The 20,658-nt window shown below is 72.2% G+C and carries 16 protein-coding genes; 8 read left to right on the top strand and 8 right to left on the bottom strand.

Features of this window, described 5'->3' with window-relative positions; translation table 11 throughout:
- Positions 1–162 precede the first annotated feature (162 nt).
- The 3 genes from PV682_RS42650 to PV682_RS42640 form a co-directional block, all read right to left on the bottom strand.
- A complete protein-coding gene (locus PV682_RS42650; protein WP_319738106.1) occupies positions 163–1,929 on the bottom strand; it encodes an LCP family protein in 1,767 nt (588 codons plus the stop codon).
- Positions 1,930–2,174: 245 nt separating this feature from the next.
- Positions 2,175–3,281, bottom strand: coding sequence for an LCP family protein (locus tag PV682_RS42645; protein WP_319738104.1), 1,107 nt, complete (start codon positions 3,279–3,281; stop codon positions 2,175–2,177).
- An 872-nt stretch (positions 3,282–4,153) separates the two neighbouring features.
- Entirely contained in the window at positions 4,154–4,912 is a 759-nt protein-coding gene (locus tag PV682_RS42640; RefSeq protein WP_319738102.1) for a TIGR03089 family protein, read from the bottom strand.
- A gap of 111 nt (positions 4,913–5,023) precedes the next feature.
- Between PV682_RS42640 and PV682_RS42635 the strand changes: the two genes are divergently transcribed.
- Both PV682_RS42635 and manB read left to right on the top strand, forming a co-directional pair.
- Positions 5,024–6,259, top strand: coding sequence for an N-acetylmuramoyl-L-alanine amidase (locus PV682_RS42635; RefSeq protein ID WP_319738109.1), 1,236 nt, complete (start codon positions 5,024–5,026; stop codon positions 6,257–6,259).
- 209 nt (positions 6,260–6,468) lie between these two features.
- The gene (gene manB, locus PV682_RS42630) at positions 6,469–7,551 is read left to right on the top strand and encodes a mannose-1-phosphate guanylyltransferase (protein WP_319738100.1); all 1,083 of its coding nucleotides are present in this window, start codon (positions 6,469–6,471) and stop codon (positions 7,549–7,551) included.
- A gap of 277 nt (positions 7,552–7,828) precedes the next feature.
- Here the strand turns inward: manB and PV682_RS42625 are convergent, their stop codons facing one another.
- The 4 genes from PV682_RS42625 to PV682_RS42610 all read right to left on the bottom strand — a co-directional run bounded on the left by PV682_RS42625 (position 7,829) and on the right by PV682_RS42610 (position 11,914).
- Positions 7,829–8,842 (bottom strand): DNA-3-methyladenine glycosylase family protein, encoded by a 1,014-nt coding sequence (locus PV682_RS42625; protein ID WP_319738098.1) that lies wholly within the window; start codon positions 8,840–8,842, stop codon positions 7,829–7,831.
- A 101-nt stretch (positions 8,843–8,943) separates the two neighbouring features.
- The gene (locus PV682_RS42620) at positions 8,944–10,272 is read right to left on the bottom strand and encodes a coenzyme F420-0:L-glutamate ligase (RefSeq protein WP_407705839.1); all 1,329 of its coding nucleotides are present in this window, start codon (positions 10,270–10,272) and stop codon (positions 8,944–8,946) included.
- Positions 10,273–10,364: 92 nt separating this feature from the next.
- Entirely contained in the window at positions 10,365–11,324 is a 960-nt protein-coding gene (gene cofD / locus PV682_RS42615; RefSeq protein ID WP_319738096.1) for a 2-phospho-L-lactate transferase, read from the bottom strand.
- Positions 11,325–11,404: 80 nt separating this feature from the next.
- A complete protein-coding gene (locus PV682_RS42610; RefSeq protein ID WP_319738094.1) occupies positions 11,405–11,914 on the bottom strand; it encodes a cysteine dioxygenase in 510 nt (169 codons plus the stop codon).
- A 662-nt stretch (positions 11,915–12,576) separates the two neighbouring features.
- Between PV682_RS42610 and PV682_RS42605 the strand changes: the two genes are divergently transcribed.
- The 4 genes from PV682_RS42605 to PV682_RS42590 all read left to right on the top strand — a co-directional run bounded on the left by PV682_RS42605 (position 12,577) and on the right by PV682_RS42590 (position 19,055).
- Complete coding sequence (locus PV682_RS42605) at positions 12,577–12,840, top strand: WhiB family transcriptional regulator (protein ID WP_003975777.1); 264 nt, start codon at positions 12,577–12,579, stop codon at positions 12,838–12,840.
- Positions 12,841–13,034: 194 nt separating this feature from the next.
- Entirely contained in the window at positions 13,035–16,622 is a 3,588-nt protein-coding gene (locus PV682_RS42600) for a glycosyltransferase (protein ID WP_319738092.1), read from the top strand.
- A complete protein-coding gene (locus PV682_RS42595; protein WP_319738091.1) occupies positions 16,619–18,103 on the top strand; it encodes a DUF5719 family protein in 1,485 nt (494 codons plus the stop codon). Before PV682_RS42600 ends, PV682_RS42595 begins: the two co-directional genes overlap by 4 nt.
- Before the next feature lie 151 nt (positions 18,104–18,254).
- Entirely contained in the window at positions 18,255–19,055 is an 801-nt protein-coding gene (locus PV682_RS42590; RefSeq protein WP_109364732.1) for an HAD-IIB family hydrolase, read from the top strand.
- 4 nt (positions 19,056–19,059) lie between these two features.
- Here the strand turns inward: PV682_RS42590 and PV682_RS42585 are convergent, their stop codons facing one another.
- Positions 19,060–19,509, bottom strand: coding sequence for a metallopeptidase family protein (locus PV682_RS42585; RefSeq protein WP_079057196.1), 450 nt, complete (start codon positions 19,507–19,509; stop codon positions 19,060–19,062).
- A 262-nt stretch (positions 19,510–19,771) separates the two neighbouring features.
- On the opposite strand from PV682_RS42585, the gene PV682_RS42580 reads away from it, so the two are divergent.
- Positions 19,772–20,191 carry a DUF3499 domain-containing protein gene (locus PV682_RS42580; RefSeq protein ID WP_010352397.1) on the top strand — a complete coding sequence of 140 codons (420 nt, stop codon included), beginning with the start codon at positions 19,772–19,774 and terminating at the stop codon, positions 20,189–20,191.
- Between the two features lie 58 nt (positions 20,192–20,249).
- Complete coding sequence (locus PV682_RS42575; RefSeq protein WP_319738085.1) at positions 20,250–20,423, top strand: Trm112 family protein; 174 nt, start codon at positions 20,250–20,252, stop codon at positions 20,421–20,423.
- Positions 20,424–20,658: the final 235 nt, after the last annotated feature.

Genomic DNA, 20,658 nt, shown 5'->3' with positions numbered 1-20,658 from the left:
ACCCACCCCAGCCCCCTCCAGCCCGTCCGGCGTTTGAGGACGAGGCCCTTCGGGCCGATGGGGGTCCAGGGGGCGGAGCCCCTTGGCGGGGTGGAAGGGGCGGAGCCCCTTCGAAGGATGGGAAGGGTAGGGGCGGCGGGGGCGAGAAGAACCCGGCGCTACCTACTTCGCACACTCCACCTTGTCCGCAGTCGACTTGTTCGCCGCATCCGGCACCTTCGCGGCAGCGGTCATGGAAACCCCCGCCCCCTTGAAGTCCTTCCCCAGCGTCAGCGTCATCGTCGGCAGCCCTTGGGAGTTCGTGACACTCTTCCCCGGCTTCAGAGCAGTCCCCGGCAACCCCATGATCGCAGCCAGCTTCCGAGCCTGATCGGCCTGCTCGGGCCCGTACTCCAGCGTCGTATTGGCCAACTCCGCAGGCGCGTTCCCCGCGTTCTCGGACTTGGTCACACCCTCATCGTTCTGGAGCCAGCTCAGCGTCTCCTGAGCACTCCCGGCGACGGCCCCGCCGTTCATGACCTGAACCCGCACCTCGGACGCGGCGGACTGGGTCCCCTTGAGCCGAGCGGCAGCCTCCGCGGCAGCCGCCGACTTGGACTCCTTGGCCTTCTGCGCGACCTCGGTGAACGACACGTCGTCCCGGATCATCTGGAACACGGTGGGCGCGGCACTCTGATTGAGCACGACGGTCGCCTTGACCTTCTCGGCGGGGTTGTCGACGACGGGAATCGTCGCGAACGTCAGGTTCTTGACGTTGAGCTTCCCCAGCTCCAGCCCGAGATCCTTGAGCTTCCCGATGCTGTCGAGCTCGCTGTCGACGGTGAGCGCCTTCGTCCCCGCCTCGGCCAGCTTTATCATCTTCGCCGGATCGGTCAGCGTGTCGTTGGACTTGAGCTTCCGCATGAGCGCGCTGAGGAACTGCTGCTGGATCTGGATCCGGCTGAGATCCCCCCCGAACCCGACGGAGTGCCGCGTCCGCACGAACGCCAGCGCCTGCTCCCCCTCGATGAGATGCGTCCCCTTGGACAGCTTGAGGTGGGAGTCCTTGTCGTCGATGTCCTTGGCGAGGCACACCTCGACCCCGCCGACGGCGGACGTGAGGGTCTTCACCGCGTTGAAGTCGGCGACCATGAAGTTGTCCGGCGTGATCCCGGTCAGCTCGGTGACGGTCCGCATGGTGCAGCTGGGCGTCCGGTTCTGCTGCCCGAGGCTCGTGTTGAACCGTTTCCCGGTCTCACCCGGAATGACCTTGGTGGTCCCGTCGGCCTGCTCGGTGGGGCAGTCGGGGATGTCGACGATGAGGTCGCGCGGGATGGACAGCGCGGTCGCGTTGGTCCGGTCCTTGGAGACGTGCAGCAGGATCGTCGTATCGGCGTGCCCGACGCTCTCGGCGTCCCCGTACCCCTCGTTCCCGGCCCCGGTCCGCTTGTCGGTGCCGATCAGCAGGAGGTTGATGGCCTTGTCCTTGCTGAACCCGCCGGTCCCGGCGCCGTCGGTGGACGCGGAGGAGATGTTGTCGTTGAGGTGCTCGATGTAGAGGTACGCGGCGGCGGCCGTACCGACCATCAGGAAGGCCATGGTCCCGCCGGTCCACATGAGGATCTTCTTCCCCTTGGACTTCTTCTTGACGGGTTTACGGCCCCGCCGCCCCGGCAGCGGCTCCTCGGGAGCGGCACCGCCCCTGCGGCGCCGGGGTCCGGGCACGTCACGCCCGGGCCCGCCGGGCAGCGCGCCGCGGTCCGGCGCGGGAGCCTCGGTGGCCGCGCGCGACGCGGCTCTCCGGGGTCCGGGCACGGACGACGGCACCGGCGTCGGTGACTGCGCTGCGGAAGGAGCCAGTCGCAGTTCGTATTCGCCGGTGTTCGGATTGAGCACCCACTGGTCTGCGGGATCGATGTTGTCCGCCCGCCCACGGCCTTGCGCGTCCACGGTTGTCCGAATCCTCCGTCGGGGCCACGCGGCGCCCTTTTCCCCCGTAAAGGCGCTCAGGTCTCGGTCTACGGTGCACGGCCCCGGGGAAGGAGCTCGCGGCCGGGTGCACTGGATCGGCTCACACTATCCGCCCGTCCGGGTGTCAAGCGACGGCGGTGACAAATTCCACGTGCCTACATCGGGCAATCCGGCGCAATTCCTGGAACGGGAGTTCGTTAAATCTTGGGTACTTGGCGGTTGCTTTACTCACACCGCTGTGTGGCGGCTGTGCCGCCCCGGTAGAGAGGGGTGGCGGGCATGCGCACACCGTGGCCGTACGACTGCGGGGCGGAGGCGACGGAGACGGGGAGGTCGGCGCGGAGCCGCCGGAAGAGTTCTCCGGCGGCGGGCTGCACGAGCTGGTCACGATTGGTGTTATAGACGTACGACTCTCTCGGTACCGTCAGGAATTGCACTCGATCGGTGGGGATCTCGCGCAGGCCCCGGACGAGTTCGTACATGCCCCGCAACCCCGCGAGTTCCGGATCGGCCGTCACCGAGGAAGTCGCCGCGTCCAGCACGGGATAGAGCTTCACCGGATTCAGCAGCACACCATTGCTCCACACCTTGTCCACCAGCGCCGCGAGAAAGCGCTGCTGGCGGTCCATACGGTCCGTGTCGCTGCCGTCGCCGAGAGATTTGCGCGCGCGCACGAACCCGAGCGCCTGCTCCCCGTTCAGCGTGACCTTCCCGGCGGGCAGCCGCAGCTTCGCCGCCCGGTCGTCGACGGGCTCCGCGAGACACACCTCGACGCCGTCCACGGCATCGACCATCTTCTTGAACCCCTGGAAATCGACGACCACATGATGGTCGACCCGGATCCCCGTCAACTCCTCGACGGTCCGGATCGCACACGCCGAACCCCCCACCTGGAAGGCGTGGTTGAGCATCCCGAACGAGGCCGGGGCCCGCGTCCCGTCCGCCGCCGCACAGGCGGGCACCTCCACCATCAGATCCCGGGGCAGCGACACGGCCGTAGCGCTCCTCCGCCCCGCCGCCAGATGCAACAGGATCATGCTGTCGGCCCGCTCGCTCCCACTGTCCCGCCCGTACGCCCCGTTCCCGCCCCCCGCCCGCGAGTCCGACCCGATGAGCAACACATTCTGAGCCCCCTCGACGAGCGAGGTCGGCCGCTCCCGCTCATACCGAGCCAACTCCCGCGCGGCCACCTCATCAGCCGTGATATTCCCGTCAAGCCGCGCATACAACACACTCCCCACACCCCCGCCCACAGCCACCACCACAACCAGCCCCCCACCCCCGACCCACCACCACCGCGCCCTGCGCATACCGACCGCTCCCCCTCGCATACCGATTCCCGTACCCCTACGACGATGGCCCGCCCACCCACGAGATGCGCCCCGGGGATAGCCCGAACGGGGGACCCCCTCACAGACACGGCCACACCAAAACAGCCGAAACAGCGGACACCAGCGACAAGGAGCGGCAAAGACACCGGGAGCCGAGCCGGGACAACGGAACCGTTGCCGAAAAGCCCCCTGAGAGGCGGAACACGGCACCGGGGAACGACCCAGACCGACCGGATACGGCACGGAACACCAACCTGGGCCCACCTCCCCCCGGGGCCCCTTCCCTCTTGGGCTCTCCCTCTCCGGGCTCTTCCCCCGGCCCTTCCCTCTGGCCCTTTCCCCCGGGCCCTTCCGCCTGGCCCGGCGCGACCCGTACAGCGCCGCCGAGCAGCGGCCTTTCCCGGGCTCTTCCCCCCTGGGCTCTCCCTCTCCGGGCTCTCCCCGGCCCTTTCCTCTGGGCCTTTCCGCCCGGGCCGACGCGACCCGTACAGCGCCGCCGAGCAGCAGCCTTTCCCCTTGGGCCTTTCCCCCCGGGGGCCTTCCGCCCGGGGTCTTTCCCCCGGACCCCGCCGACCTGGCCCGCCAGGCTCACCCGCGTGTCCGGACTCGCCCGCATGACCATGCCTGCACGCGTGTCCGGACCCGCCCGCACGATCAGGTCCGCCCGCGTGACCGGGCCCGCTCGCGCGACCAGATCCACCCCCGCGACCGGCCCCACCCGCGCGCTCGCGTCTCCCTGGCGCCACCCACGTACCCGTATCGCCCTGCCTCCACCCCCGGCTCTCTCCCACCCCCCTCAGCCATATCCAGCCCGTCCGGCGTTTGAGGACGAGGCCCCTTCAGGGCCGATCGCCGCTCACTCGCCGAAGGCATCAGCGGGCCGTCGCCGTCACCTTCTCGCTCTCCACCCGCTTGGCCACAGCCTCCTCGCCGGCCTCGGAGAGGTTGCGGCACAGCACCACGGACCCCCCGCTGGCGAGGGGCGCGTACAGCCCGGCGCTGAGGCCGTCCCACGTGTCGTACGGCAGCCCGCTCAGCAGCCGCCCGCCGGGCCCGAGCAGCCCCAGCCGCCCGGCGTCCGCGCGGGCCCGCTCCACGACCTCGGCGCCGCTCAGCTCGGCCCCGGCGACGACCAGCGCGGGCTCCTCGGGGTCGACGGGGGCGTACGGCGTGAAGCGGTCGCCGTACGTCGGGACCTCGACGGCGTAGTCGGTGTAGCCGTCGGGCGGCGAGGGGAGGAAGCGGCGCCCCAGGGGCGCGAGGGAGAGGGCGTAGCGCTCACCCCGGCACGCTCGCCCGGCGTCCAGATCGGAAGGTCCGGCGACGACCGCGTCCGCGCGCGCGGGATCGCCGTACACGTCCGCGACGGCGCCGACGGAGGAGCACGCCAGCAGCCAGACGGCGGTCTGCCAGTGCGCGGGCAGGAGGAGGGCGACGCGGTCGCCGGGTTCGACGGAGAGGCCGTCCTGGAGGAGGTTGGCGGTCTTGGCCACCCAATTGGCGAAGGTGGCGACGGAGAGTTCGACGCGTTCGCCGGTGGCGTCGTCGTAGAAGGTCACCAGGGGGCGGGCCGGGTCCGCGGCGAGCGCGGAACGCAGCAGGTCGGCGGGGGTGCGATCGGTGGCGTTCACCCGCGCAAGCGTATCGGGGGAGCGGGCGGTCGCGGAGGGCCGGCGGCTCACCGGTTCGGCCGAACCGATCCGACGGGCCGTCAGGTCCCCGATGGACAGATATGTATGACTATGTTCACTATCGTCGGTATGCGTGGATTGCTAGCTGTCTCGATCGGCGTCACCCTCTCCTTCTCCCTCCTCCCGCCCGCCACAGCGGCGCCGACCGTCCAGCCGGCGCCCGCGGTCGGGGCCGTGTCCGCGTCCGGTACCGCGGTCGCGGGAAGCACCCAGTCCCTCCCCCTCACCCCCCTCACCCGCGCGGTCGGCGCCGCCCCCGGCGTACCGCGCCGCGACGTCCACCCCTTCTCGCTGCTCGGCGTCGTCTGGGACGACCCCGCCGCGCACCTCGACGGCGCCGTACAGGTCCGCACCCGCCCCACCGGCACCGACGACTGGTCCGACTGGCAGGACCTGGAGACCCACGCCGACGACCACGGCGCGGACCCCGGCACCCCGGAACACGACTCCGCGCGCCCGCGCGGGGGCACGGCGCCGCTGTGGGTCGGCGATTCGGACGGAATCGAACTCCGGGTCCGACCGGACGCGACCGGAACACGCACCCTTCCGTCGGGACTCCGGGCGGAACTGATCGACCCCGGCACCGACGAGACGCCGGCCGTCGGCCCGCCACGCGCCCGCGCGCGCCTGGGCACCCCGGCCGCCGGGACCTACGTACCCGAACTCCCGCGCGCCCTCCCGCACGGCGCACCCCGGCCCCGCATCGTCACCCGCAAGGGGTGGGGGGCCGACGAGAAGCTCCGGGAGAAGAAGTTTTCCTATACGAAGAGCGTCAAGGCGGCCTTCGTTCACCACACAGCCACCGGCAATCGGTACCGATGCTCTCAAGTGGCGTCAGTCATCCGCGGTATCTACCGCTACCACGTCAAGAGCATGGGCTGGAAAGACATTGGTTACAACTTCCTCGTCGACAAGTGCGGGTCCATCTACGAGGGCCGCGCCGGGGGAGTGACCAAGCCCGTCCTCGGCGCCCACACCCTCGGTTTCAACACGAACAGCGTGGGCATCGCCGTCATCGGCACGTACGGCGCCACCCGGCCGTCCGCCGCCGCGGTGAAGGCGGTCGCCCGGATCACGGCGTGGAAACTCGGCATCTACGGGGTCAATCCCCGAGGAACGACATATCTCAAGTCGGCGGGTGGCAATCTCTACCGAAAAGGTAAGAACGTACGACTGAACGTCATCTCCGGTCACCGCGACGGCTTCGCCACGGACTGCCCGGGGCGCCAGCTCTACAGCAAGCTCGGCACGGCCCGCTCGTCGGCCGCGCGCTACCAGGGCCGCTGACCGGAGGACGTGACGGGACCGGTGGGGGAGGACCAGATGACGGTGCCGTACGGGCGCCGACGGCCGCGGAACGGGGTGTCCGGACCGGATGCCGCGCGCGGAGCCGGCGTACCGCGTCCGAACCCCCGGCGATCAGCTACCGCAGCTCGCATAACCTCGACCGGCCGAAACCCAGTTCGGCCGGTCCCGGCAGGAAGCAGAGACGACAGGTGACAGAAGCGATCCTCCTGGTCGGCGGCAAGGGCACCCGGCTGCGCCCCCTCACGGTGCACACCCCCAAGCCGATGGTGCGGGCGGCCGGCGTGCCGTTCCTCACCCACCAGCTGGCGCGGGCCAGGGCGGCCGGCGTGGACCACATCGTCCTCGCGACCTCCTACCTGGCGGAGGTCTTCGAGCCCCACTTCGGCGACGGCTCCGCCCTCGGCCTCCACATCGAGTACGTCACCGAGGACGAGCCCCTCGGCACCGGCGGCGCCATCCGCAACGTCGCCTCCCGCCTGCACGCCGGCCCCGACGACCCGGTCCTGGTCTTCAACGGCGACATCCTCACGGGCCTCGACATCCGCCGCCTCGTCACGACCCACGAGACCACCGGCGCCGACGTCTCCCTCCACCTCACGAAGGTCACCGACCCGCGCGCGTACGGGCTCGTCCCCACGGACGACACGGGCAGGGTCCTGGCGTTCCTGGAGAAACCGACCACCCCCGAGGAGATCGTCACCGACCAGATCAACGCCGGCGCGTACGTCTTCCGCCGCTCGGTCATCGACACGATCCCGACAGGCCGCCCGGTCTCGGTGGAACGCGAAACGTTCCCCGACCTCCTGACAGCGGGCGCCCACCTCCAGGGCATGGTCGACTCCACCTACTGGCTCGACCTCGGCACCCCCGCCGCCTTCGTACGCGGCTCAGCAGACCTGGTCCTCGGCCGCGCCCCGTCCCCCGCGGTCCCCGGCCGCTGCGGCGACCGCCTCATCCTCCCCACGGCCCGGGTAGCTCCCGACGCCAAACTCACCGGCGGCACGGTAGTAGGCGAAGGCGCCCTGATCTCCGAAGGCGCCCGAGTCTCCGGCTCCACCATCCTCCCCGGCGCCGTGATCGAACCCGGCGCCGTCATCACCGACTCCCTCATCGGCACCCGAGCCCGCATCGGCACCCGCTCCGTCCTCATGGGCACCGTCATCGGCGACGGCGCGATCATCGGCCCCGACAACGAACTCCGCGACGGAGCAAGGGTGTGGTGCGACGCGAGAATCCCGGCGGGAGCGGTGAGGTTCTCGTCGGACCAGTAGTCAGGGGGGCGGAGGCGGGGCTGTACATCGATATACGGCTCCGCCGCAGGAACGCGACCAGCAACGACGCACCGACGGGCGATCGGTAAGTGGAACGCGGGTTCTGCGAAAGCCTCGCCCCCCGTCTGCTGCCCAGGGGCGCGGGGCTGTATCGATATGCGGCTCCACCGCGCGGGCGCGATCAACCACAACGAACCCGCACCCGACCACGAACCGCCCGGGGTCCAAGGGGCGGAGCCCCTTGAGGATGGGACGGGTAGGGGCGGCGGGGGCGAGATCAAAGGCCCCGAATGTCGCCGACAGGCATCCGCGGCCCCCTCCGCCCAGGCGTCACCCCACTCAACAACACCAACCGAACCGCCCGATGCCGCTGCCCCGCATACGGCTCCAGCAACTCCAGCATCCGCCCGTCATCGGCATCCCGCTCCCCACCGAGCACCCACCCCACGATCCCCGGCAGATGCAGATCCCCCACGCTCACGGCATCCACCGCCCCATGACTGCGCTGCACAACCTCCGCGGACGTCCAGGCCCCCACCCCCGGCACCACCTCCAACCGCCCCCGAGCCTCCTCGGCGGACCTCCCCACCCCCTCCTCCAGCCGAGCGGCAACCCGAACAGCCCGCACCACCGTGGCGGCCCGCTTGTCGTCCACCCCCGCGAGATGCCACTCCCAGGAGGGCACAGCGGCCCACCCCCGAGGCGAGGGCATCACCCACAACCGCCCCCCGGCCGCAGGCCCAGGCGCGGGTTCCCCGAACTTCCGCACCAAGGCCCCCCAGGCCCGATAAGCCTCATCGGTGGTCACCTTCTGCTCCAGCACGGACGGAATCAACGACTCCACGACCAGCCCGGTACGCCCCAACCGCAGCCCCTTCCGCCGCCGCCACGCCTCGGCGACCACCCGATGCCGAGGCAGAAACCCGGACGGATCATCGAACTCCCCCACCAGCGCGGGGAGTTGATCGAGCAACCACTCGGCCCCGGCCCCCCACGCCTCCCCGCGCACCGCACCCCCCTCGACCGAGACCCGCAACGCCCCGGGCCCACAGGGAGTCAGACTCCCCCGCCAGACAGCCCCATCGGGAGTGACCCGGAACGTAGGGTCCCCGGGCCCCCGCCGCAACGGCCCCAGCACGAGCCCGAGATCAACGGCCCCCCGGGGAACGTACGCCCGAACCCGCCCACCCAGCCCTCCCACCCGCCCCCGGGAACCAGGCACCCGAGCATCCCCACCCCGCACGGTCGTACGACTCACCGGGTTGGACCGAGGAGCGAACCGCCCTGCCATGAACCATCCTCACGAGCCGAACCGAAACGAGCCGAACCGAAACCAGCTGAACTGAAGCGAGCCGAACTGAAACGGGCTGAACCGAAGCGAGCCGAGCCCTCTCACCGCACCTCGACGAACCCCTCCACCCCCCGCTCGGCCCGAGCCGCAGGCGCCTGCGCGGCCCGCCCCACCGCGACCGCCCCCATCGGATCCCACCCGGCGGGCAGCTCCAGCACCTCCCGCACGACATCCCGGCAGAACATCGTCGAGGAGACCCACGCGGACCCGAGCCGCTCCCCGGCCAGCGCGACGAGGAAGTTCTGCACCCCGGCCCCGGCGGCGACGACGAACATCTCCCGCTCGGCGGCATCCCGCCGGGGATCGCCGTAGTGATGGGACCCGTCCATCACGAGACAGGGCACGACGAGATAGGGGGCACGCCGCAGCACATCCCCGCGCCGCACCCGCTTCGCGATGGACTCCTCGGACTTCCCGTCCCGCCGCAGATCGGCGACCCAGGCGTCCCGCATGGCGTCGAGCAGCCGCACGCGGGACTCCTCGGACTCCAGCAGGACGAACCGCCAGGGGGTGGTGTGATGGGGCGCGGGCGCGGTGACGGCAGCGGCGACGGCCCGCCGCACGGCACCCGGGTCGACGGGCTCGTCGGTGAACTCCCGCACGGTCCGCCGCTGGGTGACGGCGAGCCGCACGGCCTCGGACGTCCCGAGCCGGAACATGTCGTCGGCGGCCCCGCGCACCATGTGCCGGGCCCCCTCGTCGCCGTCCCCGCCGACGACGTGCGCAAGCCCCCGCACGACGGCGACGGGCCGCCCGGACGCCTTCCCCTTGACGAGATCCCCGGCGGCGGCGAGCTCATCGGCGGTGGCGACGACGGTCGCGACGAGCGGATTCCCGTACGCGTCGACCCCGCCCCGCAGATCGTCGAGCACGCGCACCCCCGCCGCCCCGATCGCGACGTCGGTGAGCCCGGCCCGCCAGGGCCGCCCGAAGGTGTCGCTGACGACGACCCCGACATCGACCCCGAGGGCGTCCCGCAGCCCGTCGCGGATCGCGCGCGCGGACGCGTCGGGATCCTCGGGCAGCAGCAGGACGGTCCCGGCGGGCGTGTTGGACGCGTCGACCCCGGCGGCGGCCATGACGAGCCCCTGCCGGTTCTCGACGATCCTGAGAGTCCCCCGCCGCGCGACGACCCGCACGGTCTCCGCGTCGATCGCGGCCTCCCGGTCGTCCGCCGCGACGACCCGCCCCTCGGCCTTGGACACGATCTTGGACGTCACGACGACGACGTCCCCGTCGACCAGCCCGGGCTCGGCCCCGGCGATCAACTTGGCGAGATCGTCCCCGCCCCGCACCTCGGGCAGCCCCTCGACGGCCCACACGCGATACCCGCCCACACCACACCCGCTTCCCGCCGAACCGGCCGTCACCCGCACTCCGGACACCTCGCGCCCGTCTCCCACCGGGCCGGAGCCCGCCGCACCGGCCCCTGCCGAACCGCCCCGCACCACAGCCTCGTCGCTCACCGCCCCCGCACCTCCTCCGCCATCCTCAGCGCCTCGCCCGCCATCACGGCGGTCGCCTCGTCGCCGGTCATCATCAGCGGCACGGCCCGGCACCGGATCCCGGCGGCCTCCACACGCGCGACGGCGTCCGTGTCGGCCGTGTCGACGAGCCACCCGTCGAGCAGCCCGGACCCGTAGTGCTCGGCGACGGCGGCGGCCGTCGACTCGACCCCCACCGCGGCGAGCACCTTGTCGGCCATCCCGCGCACGGGCGCGTCCCCGACGATGGGGGAGAGCCCGACGACGGGTACGCCCGCGTCGGCGACGGCCTCCCGGATGCCCGGCACGGCGAGGATCGTCCCGATCGAGACGACGGGGTTGGACGGCGGGAAGAGGATCACGTCGGCCGAGGCGATCGCCTCCAGCACCCCCGGCGCCGGCTTCGCCTGCTCCGCCCCGACGGGGACGACGGCCTGCGCGGGCACGGACGCCCGCAGCCGCACCCAGTACTCCTGGAAGTGGATCGCCTTGCGCTCCCCGTCGACCTCGACGGCGACGTGCGTCTCGACCCGGTCGTCCGTCATCGGCAGCAGCCGCACCCCCGGCCGCCACCGGTCGCACAGCGCCTCGGTCACCGCGCTGAGCGGATACCCGGCGCCGATCATCTGCGTCCGCACGATGTGCGTCGCGAAGTCCCGGTCGCCGAGCCCGAACCACTCGGGCCCGACGCCGTACGCGGCGAGCTCCTCCTTGACCCGGAAGGACTCGTCGGCCCGCCCCCAGCCCCGCTCCTCGTCGATGCCCCCGCCGAGCGTGTACATCACCGTGTCGAGGTCCGGGCAGATCTTCAGCCCGAACAGGTGAATGTCGTCCCCCGTGTTGCCGATCACGGTGATGTCCGCGTCCGGCACGGCCTTCTTCAGACCGCGCAGGAAGCGTGCCCCGCCGATACCGCCTGCCAGAACCACAATGCGCATGGGAGTCAGTCTCGCAGGCCCCTGTGACAACGCGGCGGCCCGCTGCCGCGGAGCAGCTTCAGACCAGCCGCGGAGCCGCTTCAGACGTTCGCCGTGCGGCTCTCCTCGCGCCCGGCGCACGCCTGCGCGCTCGCGTGCATCGGCATCTCGGTGAGGCCCGGGTAATAGACGTGCAGGCTGACCGCGGGCTCCAGGGTGTCGTTCACCACGTCGTGCGCGTACCCCGGCGCGAACACCCGCTGCGCGCCCCCGGAAAGCTTCCGCACCCCCCGCTCGGTGCGCTCGGTGAGCGTCCCGTCGAGAACGGTCATGACCCCGGACGAGCGCCCGTGGTCGTGCAGCCCGGTGCCCTGCCCGGGGAGCCAGGACAGGAGCCACACCTCGTACCCGGGGCCGGTGCGCAGCCGGTGGTACCAGCGGGTGGTGGCGTCGTACTCGACGAGGTGCTCCCACTGGGAGCGGTCCTGGGCGATGTCCCGCGCGAGGCCGACGAACTCGGCGACGGTGGCGGGGTGTTCGCGCGGGGGCTGGAGCAGGTGGAGGACTTCGAGGATGTCGCCGGCGATCTGGAGGTCGTTGTCGCTGTTCATGGGGTGCGGTGGTTCCTCGGCGGGAGTTGCGGTGCGGGGGGCTGGGTGTCGCGTACCGGCCGCCCGGGTCACGGGTGGCGCAGGTGCCCTGGTGCGGGCGGGGGGAACAGACAGCCGAGTCGCGGTGGACTCAGAGGGACAGCCGGAGCGCGGTGGGGCTCAACAGCTGGGACAGCAACAACAGCCACGGCGAGCGCGGGCAGCACCGAGGGACCCGGCGGTGCGGGTCGAGGTGATGGCCAAGTTCGCGAGCATGCCCACTAGGACAGCGGTTCACACCCCCGGTGTCAACTCGACCCCCGGAGGGTGGGACACGATTCACCCCATCCGGTATGTCTGGGAGACGAAAGGTTTGTTCACGCGCTCACCGGGACACATGGCGCACAACCGGGCGCGTGACCCGCGTGTCGGAACGAGAACGCAGTTGATGGCGTCCTTTCCCGTACAGGCCGTCAGGCCCCGTCTGCATGTCAAGGTTTATGGCGATTTGAACACTTTCCGCGCCGCCTTGGTTCCGCAGAGTGAATAAGGGGCCCAATAGCAGATCTCGGCTTGACTCGCCCGGAGCAGCACACTTGTAATTTCACTCGTGTCGTTCGGCCGTCACCGCTTGACGGTTGACGGCCCGGCACGGGGACGCGAAAGACAGACGAGGGGCGCACATGACCGAGCTGGTGCAGCAACTGCTGGTCGACGACGCGGACGAGGAACTCGGCTGGCAGGAGCGCGCGCTGTGCGCCCAGACCGATCCCGAGTCCTTCTTCCCCGAGAAGGGCGGCTCCACGCGCGAGGCCAAGAAGGTCTGCCTCGCCTGCGAGGTCCGCTCCGAATGCCTCGAATACGCCCTCGCCAACGACGAGCGCTTCGGCATCTGGGGCGGCCTCTCCGAACGGGAGCGCCGCCGCCTGAAGAAGGCGGCGGTCTGACCCCGGTACGACTGTAGGAAGGGCCTCTGGCCTGGCACGGAATAAGGACGACGGCCCGTCGCCGGTGGGTTATCCACAGGCGGCGGGCCGCGGTCTTGCCCAGCCGATAGTGTGGTCGCTCGTCCGAGACGCCCCACCGTCCTCATGCGGCAGGGGTGTTCACCGCAGTCCATCGAACCGGGGCCCGTACCTCGATGTCCGTGCACAGCCATACGGCAGCCCGCGACGCTGCCACGCCAGAGTTCCCGCGTCACGTGGTGACCGCGGTCCTCGTCGCCCACGACGGCGCCCGCTGGCTGCCCGACGCGCTCGCCGGACTGCTCGGCCAGGAGCGCCCGGTCCAGTCCGTGGTGGCCGCCGACACCGGCAGCGCGGACGACTCCGCCCAGCTGCTCACCGAGGCCCTCGGCGAAGGCCGCGTCCTGCACCTCGCCCGGCGCACCGGCTTCGGCCAGGCCGTCGAGGAGGCCACCCGCACCGCCCCGGTCCTCACCCCGGAGGAACTGCCCTACCTCAAGCGCCCCAGCGGCTGGGACCCCGTCACGCGCACCTGGCGCGACGACGCGTACGACATGCCCGAACTCCCGTACGGCGAACCGGTCCAGTGGCTGTGGCTGCTGCACGACGACAGCGCCCCCGAACCCGACGCGCTCGCCGAGATGCTCCGCGTCGTGGACAACGAACTGGAGCTGGGCCGCGACGACGTGGCGGTCGTCGGCCCCAAACTCCGCGGCTGGTACGACAGGCGCCAGCTCCTCGAAGTCGGCGTCACCATCGCCCCCTCCGGCCGCCGCTGGATGGGCCTGGACCGCCGCGAACAGGACCAGGGCCAGCACGACCACGTCCGCCCGGTCCTCGCCGTCTCCACCGCCGGCATGCTCGTGCGCAGGGACGTCTTCGAGGAGCTCGGCGGCTTCGACCGCCGTCTGCCCCTCATGCGCGACGACGTCGACTTCTGCTGGCGCGCGACCTCCCTGGGCCACCGCGTTCTGGTCGCCCCCGAGGCCGTCGTCCGGCACGCCGAGGCCGCCTCCCGCGAGCGCCGCACCGTCGACTGCGCGGGCCGCACCGCCGCCTCCCCGCACAAGGTCGACAAGGCCGGCGCCGTCCACACCCTCCTCGTCAACAGCCGTACCGCGGCACTCCCCTGGGTGCTCATCCGGATCGTCATCGGGACGGTCCTCAGGACGCTGGCGTACCTCGTCGGCAAGGTCCCCGGGCAGGCCGTCGACGAGATCCGGGGCCTGCTCGGCACCCTGCTGCGGCCCGAGCGGATCATCGCCGGCCGCCGCGCGCGCGGGAAGCCCGTCATCGACAAGGGCGAACTGCGCGCCCTGTTCCCGCCGCCCGGCGCGACCCTGCGGGCCACCGTCGAACAGGCCGCCGGAAGCTTCCTGGACTCCTCCGACACCGACACCGCCCCCGGGCGCCACGGCGGCGGCATCGAGTCGGGACCCGGCGGGGACGACGCAGACTTCCTGGAGATCGAGCAGTTCGCCCGCCTCAAGCGCATCGCCCGCAAACCCGGCCCGGTGCTCTTCGTCGCCCTGCTGCTGATCTCCCTGGCCGCCTGCCGCGCCCTGCTCGGCACCGGCGCGCTCGCGGGCGGCGCCCTGCTGCCCGCCCCCGGCGACGCCTCCGAGCTGTGGAACCGCTACACCGACGCCTGGCACCCCGTCGGCGCGGGCGGCACCCCCGCCGCGCCGCCCTACCTGGCGATCGTCGCCGCGCTCGCCGCCGTCCTGTTCGGCTCGACCGGCCTCGCCGTCACGCTCCTGCTGGTCTGCTCGGTCCCGCTCGCCGGGTTCACCGCCTACTTCGCCTCCCGGCCGCTGGTCACCTCGCGCCTCCTGCGCGCGTGGGCGGCCGTCGTCTACGCCTTCCTGCCCGCTGTCACCGGCGCGCTCGCGGGAGGCCGCCTCGGCACCGCCGTCCTCGCGATCCTGCTCCCGCTGATCGCCCGCGCGGGCATCGCCGCCAGCGGCCTCGCGCACTCCTCGGGCGCCCGCGGCAGCTGGCGGGCCACCTGGGCGTACGCGCTGCTGCTGACCGTCACCACCGCGTTCACGCCGATCGTGTGGCCGATCGCGCTGGTCCTCGGCCTCGCCGTCCTCGCCGTGCGCCGCACCGAACTCGTCGCCTACGGGCCGCGTTTCCTCGCCCAGCTCGGCACCCCCCTGCTGATCCTGGCCCCCTGGTCGCTGGCCCTCCTGCCGGCCGGCTTCTTCCAGGAGGCCGGCCTCGACTTCGGCGCCTCCTCCGCGACCGCCCTCGACCTGCTCGGCGCGAGCCCCGGCGGCCCCGGCACGGTCAGCGGCCTGATGCTCATCGGCGTCGTCCTCGCCGCGCTCGCCGCCCTGCTGCGCTCCGAGCGGCACACCGGCGTCTGGGCGGCCTGGGCGGTCGCCCTGATCGGCCTGGTCTTCGCGGTCCTGTCCAACGGCGACGCGTGGGCGGGCCCCGCCACCCTCGTCTACGGCCTCGCCCTGCTGTGCGCGGCGATGATCGGCGCCGACGGCGCCCGCTCCCGCGTCGCCGAGCAGAGTTTCGGCTGGCGCCAGCCCGTCGCCGCCCTCATCGCGTTCGCCGCCGCGGCGGGCCCGCTGCTCATCGCGGCCGGCTGGATGATCCGGGGCGCCGACGGCCCCCTGGAGCGCCGCGACCCCGTGCAGGTGCCCGCGTTCGTCGCCGAGGAGGCCGGCACCCGCGACCAGGCCCGCACGCTGGTCCTGGACAGCGACTCCGTCGCCCACGTCTCCTACATGCTGGTCCGCGGCTCCGGCACCCGCATGGGTGACGCCGAGACCGCCTCAGCCGACGGCGAGAACAAGCAGCTCGACAAGGTCGTCGCCAACCTCGTCGCGGGCTCCGGCGCCGACCAGACCAGCGAACTCGGCAAGTTCGCGGTGCGCTACGTCCTCGTCCACAAGGGCGCCCCGCGCGAGGTCGCCCGCGTCCTGGACGCCACGCCCGGACTCAGCCGCCTCAGCCAGCAGAACGGCAGCGCCCTGTGGCGCGTGGGCCGCGAGGTCTCGCGCGCGTCGATCGTCGCCGCCGACGGCTCCGGCACGCCCGTCCCGGTCGGCGCCGGACCCGTCGAGATCCACACGAAGATCGAGGACGGCAAGGAGGGCCGCGTCCTGCGCCTCGCCGACGCCGTCGCCGACGGCTGGTCCGCCACCCTCGACGGCAAACCCCTCAAGGCCGTCACCGTCGACGGCTGGGCCCAGGGCTTCGAACTCCCCTCCACGGGCGGGCGGCTCGACGTCACCTACGAGGACCCGTTCACCCACACCCTGTGGCTGTGGACCCAGGGCGCCCTCGCCCTGGTCCTCGTCGTCCTCGCCCTGCCCGGCCGCCGCCGCGACGTCGACGACGACCTCCCCGAGGCCGAGGAACAGCTCATCCCCGCCCAGACCGCCGGCGAGGGCCGCCGCGCCCGCCGCCTGCGCGACCGCGCGGACGCCGACGACACCGCCGTACCGGAACAGGAACCCCCCGCCGCCGTCCCGCAGCAGCAGGCGTACGGCGAATGGGAGACCTCCGAGTACGCGGGCGCCGAGCAGCAGTACCCCTACCAGCAGACCGGCTACGACCAGGGCGGCGCCCAGTACGACCCGTACCAGGCGGGCCAGTACGACCCGTACGGCTACGACGGACAGCCGCAGCAGCAGCCGTACGGCCAGGGCTACGGCAACCAGCAGCCCTACGACCCCTCCTACCAGCAGGGCTACGACCAGGCGCAGCAGCCGTACCAGCGCCCCGACGGGAGCCAGCAGTGAACCGCACCACCGTGTCCCTGATCGCCGGGACGGCCGCGCTCGCCGCCGTCACCGCCTTCGCCGTCGTCCAGGAACCGGCGCGGGCCGGCACCGCCACGCCCGGGGCGGCCTCCCGGCTGCCCGTCGAGCGCACCGGCCTGGTCTGCCCGGCGCCCAGCACCTCCGACCTCGCCGACACCGCGTACACGTCCTTCACGCCGGTCACCGAGGGCACCGGCGCCGAGGGGAAGGCGACGCTCACCGGGGTCGCGGAGAGCGCGCAGGGCGGGAGGACGAAGCCCGCCGGGAAGCCCGCCGTCACCCCCGGGGCCCCCGGCAAGCCCGTCACCGGCGACGTCAGCGGCGGCAGCGCGCCCGCGCTGGTCGGCACCGCCGAGGGCAAGTACGCGCCCGGCTGGACCCTCCAGGCCACCACCGGCGTCGCCGCAGGCACCGGCCGGGGCCTGCTCGGCCTCGCCTGCGGAGCCCCCGACACCGAGTTCTGGTTCCCCGGCGCGAGCACGGCGGCCGACCGCACCGACTACCTCCACCTCACCAACCCGGACGACTCGGCGGCCGTCGTCGACGTCGAGCTGTACGGCCCCGAGGGCACCCTCGACTCCTCCGTCGGCGACGGCATCACCGTCCCCGCGCACTCCAGCGAGCCGATCCTGCTGTCCACCCTCACCACCGACAAGCTCGACGACGTCACCGTCCACGTGAACGTCCGCAGCGGGCGCGTCGGCGCCGCCGTCCAGGCCCTCGACGACAAGCTCGGCGGCGACTGGCTGACGGCCTCCACGGACCCCGCGAACACCCTCGTGATCCCCGGCATCCCCAAGGACGCCACCGCCGTACGCCTGGTCGCCTTCACCCCCGACGACTCCGACGCCGACCTGAAGATCCAGCTCGCCTCCGCCAACGGCCTCATCACCCCGGCGGGCCACGAGACCCTGCACATCAAGGCGGGCAGCACCACCTCCGTCGACCTCGGCGACATCACGCGCGGGGAGGCCGGTTCGCTGGTCCTGTCCCCGGGCGACGTCACCACGCCGGTCGTCGCGGCCGTCCGCGTCACCCGGGGCAAGGGCAACGCCCAGGAGACCTCGTTCATCCCGGCCACCGCACCCGTCGGCACGCGCGCGTCCGTCCTCGGCAACACCGCCAAGGGCACCACCCTGTCGGTCACCGCGCCCACGGCGACTGCCCAGATCAAGGTCACCGCGTCCGCGGGCACCGACGCGGGCACGGCCGCCTCGAAGACGTACACCGTCAAGGCGGGCACCACCCAGGACGTCGCCCTGCCCGTGCCCGCCGGGCTGAAGGGCACGTACGCGCTGACCGTCGAGACCGTCTCCGGCGGGCCCGTGTACGCCTCCCGCACGCTGGTTTCCACCGACGAGGACGCCCCCGGCTTCACCACCCAGACCCTCCCCGACGACCGGGGCACGGTCGCCGTCCCGGACAGCACGCAGGACCTGTCGATCCTGAACGGGGGCTGAATTCTGGGTGGCGATTCGGGTGGTGATCACCCCTGAAGGGTGTATCTGACCTGCCTTGACGCATTGTTCAGATTTACGGAGGATGAGGGCTCCGTGCCCCCGGGGGGGGCCCGGCCTCCGGCCGACGAGAGCACAAGGAAAAGGAAGCGCATTGGGACCGTCGACTCGCATCGTGGTGTTCGACCTGGACGACACGCTCGCCCTCTCCAAGGCGAAGATCACGCCGACGATGGCGCGGTGCCTGACCCGGCTGCTCGCCGAGAAGCCCGTCTGCATCATCTCCGGCGGCCGGTACGAGCAGTTCCGCACCCAGGTGCTGGACGAACTGCCGCTCACCCCCGAACTCGCCGAGCGCCTCCACCTCATGCCGACCTGCGGCACCCGCTACCTGCGCTGGGAGGCGGGGGAGTGGCGCAACGTGTACGCCGAGAACCTCACCGAGGACGAGAAGGCCCTCATCGTGCGCGTCCTCACCGAAGGCGCCAAGTCCCTCGGCCTGTGGGCCGAGAACACCTGGGGCGACATCATCGAGGACCGCGACAGCCAGATCACCTTCTCCGCGCTCGGCCAGCAGGCCCCGCACCAGGAGAAGGCCGCCTGGGACCCGACCGGCACCCGCCGCCGCGCCCTGTGGGAGTACGCCTCCGAACGCCTCCCCGACCTGGAGGTCCGCAGCGGCGGCTCGACGTCCATCGACGTCACCAAGAAGGGCATCGACAAGGCGTACGGCATGCAGCGCCTCCTCGACCACCTCGGCCTCGTCAAGGAGGACGTCCTCTTCGTCGGCGACCGCCTCGACGAGGGCGGCAACGACTACCCCGTCCGCGCCATGGGCGTCCCCTGCGTCGCCGTCACCGGCTGGGAGCAGACCGTCGACGTCATCGGCACGATCCTGGGCGACGACCTCGACCGCCCGGTCCCCTCACTGCTGGCGCCGCTCGACGTCCGGTGACGGTTCAGTCCTCGCCGTACCGGGGATCCACCGTCTCCGGCGTCAACCCGAGCAGCTCCGCCACCTGTTCGACGACGATCTCGTGCACCAGGGCCGCTCGCTCGTCGCGGCCCTTCGTGCGGATCTCCACCGGGCGCCGGTAGACGACGACCCGCGCCTGGCGGCTGCCGGCCGCGGGGACGATGCCGCCGAGCGGGACCGCCTCGTCGTTCCAGGGACCCCCTGGGCCGTCGAGGCGGGGGACCTCCAGGACCATGAAGTCGACGTCCGCGAGCTGCGGCCAGCGCCGCTCCAGCCGCTCCACCGAGTCCTGCACGAGGTCGGCGAACATCTCGGCCCGGCTCGCCGCGAGCGGCACCTGGGGCGGCGCGATCGGGCCGCGCATGCCCCGCCCGTGGCGGTCGCGGCGGCGGGGCCCGGGGCCTGCGGCACGGGGCGGTACGGAACTCTCCATCACTACTGAAGCGTAGTCCCCGCTCAGGCCGCCGTACCGCGCTCACCGTCATGTCGCAGGATGACCATTCCGGCCAAGGTTGGGCTCGATTCGGCATCTCTCCGAGACCGCCGATCTCATGGCAATTGCTGTGGTTTGCACCGGCTGTTGACCGGTTCGTCTCCTCGACCACCGGCCGAAAACTGGTGTTCACGCAGGTCAGCGGGGTATGACAAGGGGTGTCTGTGGGGGGTTTCACAGCACGACACGGTGGAGTGACCTGGTGGAGAGTCGTCGCGGCCCGCTCAAGAGTGCGGTACCGTCCAACGTCGTGAGCCCTGTACGTCGCTGTTCGCGCACCGCCTGCGGCCGACCCGCCGTCGCGACGCTGACGTACGTCTACGCCGACTCGACGGCCGTCCTCGGACCGCTCGCGACCTACGCCGAACCCCACTGCTACGACCTGTGCGCCGAGCACTCCGAGCGCCTCACCGCCCCGCGCGGCTGGGAAGTCGTACGCCTCCTCGACGCGTCCGCGCCGGCCCGCCCCAGCGGCGACGACCTCGAAGCCCTCGCCAACGCGGTCCGCGAAGCCGCGCGCCCCCAGGAACGCGCCGCCGGAGGCGCCTCCGGCCGCGCCGCCGACCCCATGGAGGTCGCCCGCCGGGGCCACCTCCGCGTCCTGCGCTCACCGGAACCCTGACGGTCCCCCGGCGATAGGCTGGCCTTTCTACGCCGCCCGACCCGTGAAGGACACCCCCATGCCCCTCGTAGAACCCGGCCTCCTGGACATCCTCGCCTGCCCGTCCTGCCACGCCCCCCTGACGGAACAGGACACCGACCTGCTCTGCACGAGCCCCGACTGCGGCCTCGCGTACCCGGTCCGAGACGGCATCCCGGTCCTGCTGGTGGACGAGGCACGCAAGCCGAAGTAAACGCGGCACCGGGTGTCGCAATCACGCTCCCGCGCGGGACGACGATCACGACACAAGCAGACGACGAACCGCCCCGCACCCGCTCCACTCCGCCCACCCAGCTGCGAGCAGCCGCCCCGCACCCCCACCCACCCACCGCCCCGCACCCACTCCACCCCCCTGCCGTAGCTGCGGGCAGTCGTGCCGCTAGGGGCGGCACGGGTGGGCGCAGCGGCACCCCGCAAGCGCGGGCAAG

It is taken from the genome of Streptomyces niveiscabiei, from assembly GCF_033794345.1.
GTDB lineage: Bacteria > Actinomycetota > Actinomycetes > Streptomycetales > Streptomycetaceae > Streptomyces > Streptomyces niveiscabiei.
The sequence above is the reverse complement of the archived record's forward strand: the minus strand, read 5'-3'. Positions and strand labels throughout refer to the sequence as shown.